This window comes from Romboutsia sp. (genome assembly GCF_035470145.1).
Lineage (GTDB): Bacteria > Bacillota > Clostridia > Peptostreptococcales > Peptostreptococcaceae > Romboutsia_D.
Genome location: NZ_DATIRC010000402.1, coordinates 1 through 10,439, shown reverse-complemented (window position 1 = coordinate 10,439; position 10,439 = coordinate 1). Strand labels below are relative to the sequence as shown.

Annotated in this window: 8 protein-coding genes; 1 reads left to right on the top strand and 7 read right to left on the bottom strand. The window is 27.8% G+C overall.

What is annotated here, in order from left to right; genetic code table 11:
* Positions 1 to 14 precede the first annotated feature (14 nt).
* From VLM92_RS15920 to VLM92_RS15890, 7 genes are all read right to left on the bottom strand, one after another.
* On the bottom strand, positions 15 to 2,084 hold the full coding sequence (locus VLM92_RS15920) for a sensor domain-containing protein (protein ID WP_325277302.1): 2,070 nt from the start codon (positions 2,082 to 2,084) through the stop codon (positions 15 to 17).
* A 350-nt stretch (positions 2,085 to 2,434) separates the two neighbouring features.
* On the bottom strand, positions 2,435 to 2,773 hold the full coding sequence (locus VLM92_RS15915) for a hypothetical protein (protein WP_325277301.1): 339 nt from the start codon (positions 2,771 to 2,773) through the stop codon (positions 2,435 to 2,437).
* A gap of 202 nt (positions 2,774 to 2,975) precedes the next feature.
* Positions 2,976 to 3,248: a hypothetical protein gene (locus VLM92_RS15910; RefSeq protein ID WP_325277300.1), complete on the bottom strand. Its 273-nt coding sequence runs from the start codon at positions 3,246 to 3,248 to the stop codon at positions 2,976 to 2,978.
* A 20-nt stretch (positions 3,249 to 3,268) separates the two neighbouring features.
* Positions 3,269 to 4,702: a Na+/H+ antiporter NhaC gene (nhaC, locus tag VLM92_RS15905; RefSeq protein ID WP_325277299.1), complete on the bottom strand. Its 1,434-nt coding sequence runs from the start codon at positions 4,700 to 4,702 to the stop codon at positions 3,269 to 3,271.
* 76 nt (positions 4,703 to 4,778) lie between these two features.
* Positions 4,779 to 5,948, bottom strand: a complete 1,170-nt coding sequence (locus VLM92_RS15900) for a MalY/PatB family protein (protein WP_325277298.1) — start codon at positions 5,946 to 5,948, stop codon at positions 4,779 to 4,781.
* A 286-nt stretch (positions 5,949 to 6,234) separates the two neighbouring features.
* Positions 6,235 to 8,292 carry a sigma-54 interaction domain-containing protein gene (locus VLM92_RS15895; protein WP_325277297.1) on the bottom strand — a complete coding sequence of 686 codons (2,058 nt, stop codon included), beginning with the start codon at positions 8,290 to 8,292 and terminating at the stop codon, positions 6,235 to 6,237.
* A 125-nt stretch (positions 8,293 to 8,417) separates the two neighbouring features.
* On the bottom strand, positions 8,418 to 8,672 hold the full coding sequence (locus VLM92_RS15890) for a glutaredoxin (RefSeq protein WP_325277296.1): 255 nt from the start codon (positions 8,670 to 8,672) through the stop codon (positions 8,418 to 8,420).
* Between the two features lie 368 nt (positions 8,673 to 9,040).
* Between VLM92_RS15890 and VLM92_RS15885 the strand changes: the two genes are divergently transcribed.
* Positions 9,041 to 10,439, top strand: a 1,399-nt coding sequence (locus tag VLM92_RS15885; RefSeq protein WP_325277295.1) for an MDR family MFS transporter, incomplete at its 3' end; no start/stop codon positions are given.

The following is a 10,439-nucleotide window of genomic DNA, read 5'->3' as shown; positions in this document are numbered from 1 at the left end:
TAAAGGAGGTTATTTTAATCTATTACTAAATTTAATGCATCTTTTTCTTCTAATGGCTTTGAGAATAAATATCCTTGTATATAATCAATATCCATACCCTTCAATACCTTTAATTGTTCTTGTGTTTCCACTCCTTCTGCTACTATAGGTAATTTTAACGAATGACATGAATCTATAATTAATTTTATAAGATTTGTATATTCTTTTCCTACATCCATTCCTATTACAAAACTTTTATCTATTTTCACTTCTGATAAAGGTAGTTTTACTAAGTAATTAAAGGATGAATATCCTGTTCCAAAATCATCTAAAGCAATTTTGATTCCTGATTCTTTTAGCTCCTTTAATTTTTGTATATTTTCTTTTATATTTTCAAGTAATACAGTTTCTGTTATTTCAATTCCTATACAACTTGCACAGACTTCTGTTTCTTTTAATATACATTTCATAAACTCTATAAATTTATCGTCCATTATTTGAACAGAAGATACATTAAAAGATACAATTATTTTATCATTTCTGTTTTCATTTATTTTTTTAGCAAATGTACATGCTTTTTTTATTATTTCATTACCTATATTGATTATTAAATCACTTTTCTCCATAACATCAATGACTTCTATTATAGGTATATGAGAGTACTTTTCATTGTCCCACCTAAATAAAGCTTCAAAGCCTCTTAATTTATTATCTTTTGTATATTGTGGTTGGTAAAACACTCTTATTTCATCTTTTTCTATGGCTCTATTCAAATCTTTTTCTATGTTAAATTTTAAAATTCTTTCATCCTCTAGCCCTTTTGTATATAATACATATCTATTTTTCCCACACTCTTTAGCCTTATACAGCGCTATATCTGCCATTGTAATTAATTTACAATTTTCACCTATGCAATTTTCACCATCGCATCTACAAATCGAGATTCCTATACTCACATTAATTTTATCATTTTGCCTTTCATTACCTTCTATTTTAGATATTTCACTTAAAATTTGTCTAGCTTTATCTTCTATAATTTTTTTATCTGTCATATCTCTAAAAATTATTATAAACTCATCCCCACCAAATCGAAATATAGAATCTTCATGGCACAACTCTTTTAATTTATTAGCTATCTTTATTAATGCCTTATCTCCTACATGGTGACCATAAGTATCATTTATTTGTTTAAAATTATCTACATCCATGATCATCATAGTTATATTATTGCCTTTAAACTTATTATTCATATATTCATATAAAGCTCTACGATTTAAAAGTCCTGTATGAGAATCTGTGTATGCTTGTTTTTTTATTTCATTCTCTGCTTCTTTTATTTTTGTTATATCTACTAATGTACCAACTATTCCTATAACTTCGTTTGCTATATTAAATACTGGAGTTTTATATACTTCTATATTTTTTCTTTTATTTTTTTCTACTATATCTTTTGTAAATTTAATAGATTGCTTTGTAGACATAACTTTCATATCTTCTTCAAGAATTTCATCTGCTTTTTCTTTATTATAGAATTCTTTTAAATTTTTACCTACTAATTGTTCTACAGTTGTCTCTATAGATTTTGCAAATTTAGTGTTTGCATTTACATACACTCCATCTTTATCGCGCAGCCATACTTCAAATGGTATATTTTCAATAAGTATTTGGAATTGTGTATCTCTATTTTTTATTTCAGTAATATCCCTTGCAACTGCAATTACTCCTATTACTTCACCCTTTTCATCTATTACTGGTGATCTGTGTACATTAAAACGTCTATACCCCCTTTTGCCTGGTACTATTTCCTCAGATATAAGATCCTCCTTTGTATTAATAACCTTTAAATCATATTGCCTGCATTCGTCTCCAATTTTTCCTTCCCACACATATTTATGTCCTCTTCCCTTTATATCCTTTAATTCTTTACCGCAGTGTATAATAAACTCATTATTTACTTCACAATAGTTGCTATCTATATCTGTAAACCATGCCATATACGGTATAACATTTAATAATGCCTTAAACTTTAAATTTATATGCTTTATTTCATCGTCTATTGTGGATTCTGTATTTTCCTTAATTTTTTGATGTTTTTTTTCTTTCATTTACATTCCTCTCAGATTCTTTGGTATAATTCCCTTGTTATTTCCTTTATTTTATATAAGTACATTTGTCTATTTATTTATTATACGGTTCTTTGCTACTTATACTAAATAAGAAATCTATTGATTTTATACCAATCACATGCCCCTAACCACATTCCTAACCTGAGTTGTAGTAATTCCAAGCTTCCTAGCAATTTCCTCATAATAAAATAAGTACATTAATCAAAAGAGGAACTGATTTTTATCAGTTCCTCTTTACATGCTCTTAACCACATTCCTAACCTAAGTTGTAGTAGCCCTAAACTTCTTGTTAGTATCTTTATTTTCTTTAACATAAATGCATATCCAACTTATTTGCTTGTTTTATTATTTGGCATACTTGACATTTTTTGTCTGCTTTGCATACCTATTATACCTGTATTACCTTGCATATTTGGCATTCCTTCATTATTTTGAATAGTTGCACCTTGATTAACTTCCATATCTGACATTTCTTGTATAGCTTGTGCATTTTCCATTCCTTCATTATTTTGTAACTTTGAAGTTCCTTGAATACTTTCTAGACTTGGCATTATTGTATTACTTTGCATATTCGTAATTTCCTGCATGCTTTCTAGATTTGCCATTCCTGCATTACTTTGTATATTTGTCATCCCTGTATTACTTTGTACATTTGATTTTTTTTTCATTTTTCTACCTCCATATATTTTTTATGATTAATTGTACAAGCTTATTATGTACTTTTAAACAAAAAAAATGCTTAGAGAGTATAAATGCATAATCACTTTAATTAGCCTTCCTTAATCATTATTTAGTAACCAATCTGTATAATATAAAAAGCACAGACTTTTTTCATGAATTTATATCCCATATTTAAGATTTTATTTTTATTTAAGGCATGTTAGTTCTATTTTTTGGTGTAATTATATTTGATAGGAAAATCAAAATTATACTTATAATCCAAGACCTTAATCCAAATTCATTAATTAATAAATTAGCTCCTGAAAGTGCAACCAAAGAATATTTAATTATGAGCAAAATTGAATTTTTAGAATTTTTTCCTGATAAAATCATTCTTATGCATAAAGTAAACAGCCTTATACCTACAAATCCTATCATCACCCCTACAATATCTTGAATTAAATAATAATAATGAAATTCCATAGCTAATTGCTCCTTATTTTTTATATAGTTACTGAAGCTTCTTCTTCAAGTGCTTTAAGCTCTTCTTCTGTATACTTTTTCATGCTAAATCCAGTAACACCGTATATGAATGATATTATAGGAGTTATCCAACTTAAGAAACAATATGGTATAAACTCAAATGGACTAACACCTAATGTCTGACTACAAAATATAGCATTAGAATTCCAAGGTATTAATGGACCTCCAAGTGTAGCTGTATCTTCTATTATTCTAGATAAGTTTTCAGGCTTTAACTTGAACTCTTTATATAAAGGAGACATTACAGTTCCAACAAATACTGATGTAAACATCATAGAAGAACTAAATGCATTTGCAGAGTAACTAGCTACAAATGTAGCTCCAACTAACTTAATTCTAGAATTTCCGATTTTATCTATCATAGGTTGTAATAATACTTCTAAGAATCCTGTTTTTTGAAGTATACCAGCTATTACAAACACTATAAATACTAGTAACACAGTTTCAGCCATACTCATTATTCCACCACGATTTAATAATTTATCTGCATAAACTAGTCCTGTGTCTATAGAATATCCATTTAACATATAGTTAAGTAAATTACCAATATTTTGTCCTTCTTGAACTACTGCTATAATACCTCCAAGAACAGCAGATGATAGTATCGAAACGATAGGTGGCTTTTGTAATAAAAGTAATCCAAATAAGAATATTATAGGAAGTAAAGCTACAAATCCAATATGAAAGTTATCATTTAAAATATTCATTACTTGATTTATCTGATTATAGTCTATTGTATTATTAGCATATTTAAATCCTATTACTGTATATAAAACTACACATATAATATAAGAAGGAACTGTTGTACCAGTCATGTGCTTTATATGTGTAATAACATCTGTTTTACAAACTGCAGCAGCTAGGTTTGTAGAATCAGATAATGGAGATATCTTATCACCAAAGAATGCACCTGATATTATAGCACCAGCTGTAAGCCCAGCAGGAATACCCATACTAGTTCCTATACTCATTAACGCTATCCCAGAAGTTCCTAAAGTACCCCAAGAAGTTCCAGTAGCTACAGATGTTAAAGAACATACTATTAATGTTGTAAGTAAGAAATACTTAGGTGTTATTATTGTAAGTCCACTGTAAACTATAGTAGGTATAGTTCCAGCTGCTATCCAAGTAGCTATCAACACCCCAACTGAAAGTATAATTAAATTAGATTGGAAAGCATCTTTTCCAACTGAGAATCCAAACTCTTCTATTTCACTATTCGTATAGCCTAATTTCATAGCTGCAGGAACAACTATTAACCAAGATAACAAGAACATCGTAGTTATAGATGCATCAAATTTTACCATCCCAATCGTAGTTAAAGATATAATTGCAATCATTACTAAAGCTGCAAATCTAAATGTAGGCTTTCTTTTTTCAATATTTTTGCTCATCGCGTAATTTTCCCCCATTAATGTTATTTAAATAAATTTTTTCATTTGCTTATTTAAGTGTTTTATTTGTTTATAATTAAGTCATTATTGCTTTTTTTATTCTACTTAATCCTTCTTCAACCATAGATCTTGGGCATGCAAGATTTATCCTTTGGTAACCTTTTCCACCTGTGCCAAAAGATGATCCGTTGTTTAATGCAACCTTACCTTTTTCAACTAAAGCTTTTGCAACTTCTTCATCACTTAATCCTGTTTCACTAAAATCTACCCATAATAAATATGTTCCTTCTGGTTTTCTAACTTTTAGAGAAGGCATATTTTCTTTTATATACTTTACAGCAAAATCCATATTTTCTTCTACATATTCAAGGTATTCATCTAGCCAATCTTCTCCATGATTGTAAGCAGCTTCTGTAGCTACTAAGCTAAATGCATTATTTCTTCTTATATCTAATCTAATAAAAGCATCATCTAATATTTTATAGTCTTTTTCATTTGGTAATATAACTTGAGACATTTGTAATCCAGCTATATTAAACGTCTTAGTAGGTGCCATACAAGTTATACTATTTTGTGCAAACTCTTCGCTTATTGATGCAAATGGAGTATGCTTGTGTCCTTTGAAGATTATATCACTGTGTATTTCATCTGAAATAACCTTTACATTATGTTTAAGACATATATCCCCTAGTTTTTGTAACTCTTCCTTAGACCAAACTCTACCTACTGGATTATGTGGGTTACAAAGTATAAACATTTTTACATCTTTGATTTTAGCTTCTATATCTTCATAATCCATAACATAATTTCCATCTTCTAGTTTAACCAAAGGACTTATTACTAGTTCTCTTTTATTTTGTTTTACAACACTATTAAAAGGACTATAAACTGGCTCTTGTATCATTATCTTATCGTTTTCTTCAGTCATTTCTTGTATTAGTATACTTATAGTTGGGATAACTCCTGGACTAAATACTAACCAATCACTTTTTATTTGCCATCCATATCTTCTATCTACCCAATTTACAATTGACTCATTGTAAGATGCTGGTCTAGTTGTATACCCATAAATGCCTTGTTCTACTCTTTCTCTAAGTGCATCTATTACACATGGAGCTGTTTTAAAATCCATATCTGCTACCCACATAGGAAGAAGATCGTTAGTTCCATATTTTTGTTCCATTTCTGACCATTTTGCTGCAAAGTTATTACTTCTGTCAATTACAGCATCAAAGTTATAATTCATAATGTTATACCTCCAATGTTTTTTAATATTTCATTTTATATATAAAGCAATATGTATGCCAAGTTTTTTAATTTTATGTGATTTTTTTATATTTTTTTTAAACCTTGTAATTTCAATGAATATAATTTAATAATTATTTTTTTATCACTTAATAATATTATTAATTTTAAATTTTTTTCCATATTTTAAATAAATCTGTGTTTTTTTACCCCATTAAAAAAATAAATAGGTTTAACGGGGCAACCATTCAACCCATTAAGCCTATTTATTCAAAATCATTTATATATTAAACTTTATTTTGCTCAAGAAAATCTTTTCCGTTTTCCGTAATTATCGAACCTCCACGACCAGATAAAATTTTTACAAACTCAAATTCTTGAAGTTCTAAAAGAATACTTCTTATTTGTTGCTCTGTTAAAAATATTTTTTCTTCTACTGCATATTCATAAAGCTTTCTTCTCCCTATTCTTTGTTTAAGCATATATGTTTCATTTATTTTTTTTAAAATAAACATATAATCACTTAAATCTCTCTTAAAGTTTGGTATAGGAAGTTTATTATTTTCCTTTAATATTTCCAAGCAATAATCTTTAGATTCAATTGATTCAAGAATATATTCTGGTAAATCAGACACTTCTATTACTTTTTTGTCTGCATATGAACAATATTCAGCTAAATTTCTTAATTCTCTTATATTCCCATCCCAATGATACGATCTAAACACTTTTACAACTTCATCAGACAGGTTAAAGTGAACATCAAGATTCTTTTTAAAAGATTCAAATATTAAAAATACATCTTCTATACGATCTCTAAGAGGACTAATTTTTAGAGGAAGAACATTTAATCTATAAAATAAATCTTTTCTAAATTTATTTTCACAAACTAATTTCCTCAAATCTCTATTTGTAGCTGCAATAATCCTTATATCTACATCAATAACCTTATCAGATCCAACCCTTCTAATCTGCTTTTCTTGTATTCCCCTAAGAAGAGTCGCTTGAGAATTTAAATCCATCTCACCAATTTCATCTAAAAATATAGTTCCATTATTAGCAAGTTCAAATAATCCTATCTTTCCACCTTTTTTTGCACCTGTAAAAGCTCCTTCTTCATAACCAAATAATTCACTCTGTAAAAGTCCTTCTTGAAAAGTACTACAGTTTACTGCAACAAAAGGTCCTTGCTTCCTAGAAGAAGCACTGTGTATAGATTGAGCAAATAACTCTTTACCTGTTCCACTTTCACCTATAATTAAGATAGATGAATCAGATTGTGCCATTTTATAAGCAATTTTTTTAGTGTTTAGTATATCTTCACTGCTTCCAATTATATCATCAAAAGTATACTTACTTACATTCCCCGAATTAAGTAATTGAGATCTAAGCTTTGCTTGTTTCTTTTCCGCTTGATAAAACTTAGCAATTTTTATTATAAAACCACTAAATAAATTTATGTTAATATATCTAATATCTAAATTTATATCTATATTGTTTACTTTTATAAGCTTTTGTAATTGAGTAATTTCTTTAGATTTTATTTGATTAAAATCTAAAGATTTTATATATTCACTAATGTGCTTACCAATCATTTCGTTATCATTAAGGGATAATATTTCTTTAGCTACATGACTATAAAATTGAACTATACCATCATTGTTTACACATATTATTCCTTCATCTATAGAAGATAATAAAAAGTCAAATTGATTTTCTAACTTAGTTTGGGTTACTAAAAGTTTTTGTGTAATATAACTAGTTGGAATAATTTTATCTATAAACTTTTTTAGCAAATCTTCTTTTATCAAATGTTCAAGGTTTAATTTTATAGCTATATCAACTATACACCCTAAATCTATTATCCTATATCCTAAATCTATAATCTCACAGTTATTAGCTTGTATAACAAGTTCTTCTCCTGGTGTCAAAACTACAGAGTTCGGTGGAATACTTTCTATCTCAGGATAGCAAGGTATAAGGTTAGGAATTCCGATTCCCAATCTATGTATAAGAGTTATTGTTTCTAATGCCATACTTTTAGATAAGTTATATACAAACACAGTTTCATTTTTATCCACTTCAGAAATCTTTTTAAAACTAGATTTCTCAAAAGTTAGCTTAGGTATAATTATTTGTGCATCTTTAGTACACATTTTAGAAATTTCTTCATATTTTAACTCTAACGAAAGAATAATTATTTTTTCATTAAAGAAATTAATATTCCCTCTTTCAAAAGAGTATAAGTTTATTTTTATATTATCACCTAAAAATTCTCTTATTTGATTTGCATATAATTCACCTGCATCTTTTTTTAGTGTTATTATTGCTAATTCTCTTTTTTTCATATTTACTCCTCATACTCTAGTAATATATTTATTATAAAGCGATTATAACAGTATTTTGTCCAAAACACAAAACTCCCCTCTTTTCACTCAAAAATAAGGGAGTTTTATCATTTATTTATTTTAAATTATTTGCTTAATACTTCATTTAAATCTAATGTTTTTGTTCCATCTTCTAAAACGAAGCACGGTATTCCTATACCACCTGCAGCTTTTACACCATCATATATTTCTGATCCTTCACGTAATGATAAATATTCTTTTAAATCTGGTAAGCTTGATGATAAATTTTTAAAATCTACCTCAACATCTTTTCCTCTTAGTTCACATAATGCATATAATGTGTCTGGGCATAAATGACTTCCTACTACTGTTACTTTCATGATAAAATCCTCCTTAAAATTGTTTTAGTTCTTAACTTTATTATTAAGCAAGGATAATGCCAACTTTAAAAAAATTCTATATTTTATTATTGTTTTGCTGAAAATATACAAAAATACAGATATTTTGGATTATCCAAAAATATCTGTATTTTTTTAAAAAGCTTCATATATAATTAATTTTCTTTTTTATGGGTTAAATTGTGTTAATTTTTATCACTTTTAACCCATATATTTAGAGCTAATTTATTCTTTTTATATTACAAATATTAGTTATCTTATTTTTATATATTTTGTTGTATTATGTATACATTTTAGTGTATATTTAATGACATGACTATTTTGTTTTTAGCGAAAGGAGCTTATTTTTGATGAACACTAAAAAACGTAATGTAGTTATAGCAATCATGGTTGCTATGTTCCTTGCTGCATTTGAAGGAACTGTTATAACAACAGCCATGCCTACTATAGCTAAAAGTCTACATGGATATAATCTTATAAGTTGGGTATTTTCTTCTTATCTTTTAACATCAGCAGTATCAACACCTATCTATGGAAAACTGTCTGATCTTTATGGAAGAAAAAAAATACTTTCTATTGGTATAATAATATTTTTAATAGGTAGTTGCCTATGTGGTTTTTCTCAAAATATGTTCCAATTGATAATATTTAGAGCTATACAAGGCATCGGTGCTGGTTCTATCCTTACTATAACATTTACTATTGTTGGGGATTTATTTACTTTAGAAGAAAGATCTAAAGTTCAAGGATGCCTAAGTTCTGTTTGGGGTGTTTCTAGTTTACTTGGCCCATTAATTGGTGGATTTTTTATAGACTGTTTATCTTGGCATTGGATATTCTTTATTAATATACCTTTTGGAATTATGTCTATATTACTTCTTAATAGAAATCTTGATGAACAAGTATCAAATACTAATCCTAAAATAGATTATCTTGGGGCATTCTTTTTAACTATAGCTATAATTTCAATATTATTATGTGTATTTACTTCATCTAAATCTGGAAAAGTTATATATGTTATATATGCTATAGCTTCTCTTATTATTTTCTACTTTATTGAAAGTAAATGCGAAGAACCAGTAGTACCATTTGATATATTCTCTAAAGATACAATATTAATGAATATTATAGCCTTTTTTGTATCTGCTATGTTAATGGCTGTACAAGCTTATACACCTTTGTATACACAAAATGTTCTTGGGTATAGTGCTAAGATTTCTGGACTTGCTATGGCTCCAATGTCTATGACTTGGCTTCTTAGCTCATTTGCATTAGTTAAACTACTAAAAAAATATGGAGAAAAGACTATGATGCTAAGTTCTATATTAATTTTAGCATTAACTTCTTGTCTACTTAGATTTGTTACGCCAAACACTCCTTTAATTTATTTAATCCTTATAGTATTTATTATGGGTGCAGGTTTTGGTGGTTCAATTAATACATTAACTATATTTATTCAAAGTGCTGCTTCATATGAAAAAAGAGGTGCTGCAACTTCAACTAATGCACTAATACGTACACTTGGTCAAACTATCGGAGTTAGTGTTTTCGGAGGATTGTTAAACTCAAGTGTATCTTCTTATTTTACTAATTTAAATATTTCAGGAGTAACAGCTGATAATATTTACTCTTCCGGAGCATCTTTGATTCAAATAAAATATGCATTCTTTAGTGGAGTTCATGATATATTCTATACACTTATATTCCTTACTATAATTTGTTTTATAGCTAGTACATTTATAAGTAAAA

Coding starts and splice junctions, on each gene's coding strand:
- VLM92_RS15895 (WP_325277297.1), bottom strand. CDS start 8,292: ATGAAAAAAAGAGAATTAGCAATAATAACACTAAAAAAAGATGCAGGT.
- VLM92_RS15900 (WP_325277298.1), bottom strand. CDS start 5,948: ATGAATTATAACTTTGATGCTGTAATTGACAGAAGTAATAACTTTGCA.
- VLM92_RS15890 (WP_325277296.1), bottom strand. CDS start 8,672: ATGAAAGTAACAGTAGTAGGAAGTCATTTATGCCCAGACACATTATAT.
- VLM92_RS15920 (WP_325277302.1), bottom strand. CDS start 2,084: ATGAAAGAAAAAAAACATCAAAAAATTAAGGAAAATACAGAATCCACA.
- nhaC (WP_325277299.1), bottom strand. CDS start 4,702: ATGAGCAAAAATATTGAAAAAAGAAAGCCTACATTTAGATTTGCAGCT.
- VLM92_RS15910 (WP_325277300.1), bottom strand. CDS start 3,248: ATGGAATTTCATTATTATTATTTAATTCAAGATATTGTAGGGGTGATG.
- VLM92_RS15915 (WP_325277301.1), bottom strand. CDS start 2,773: ATGAAAAAAAAATCAAATGTACAAAGTAATACAGGGATGACAAATATA.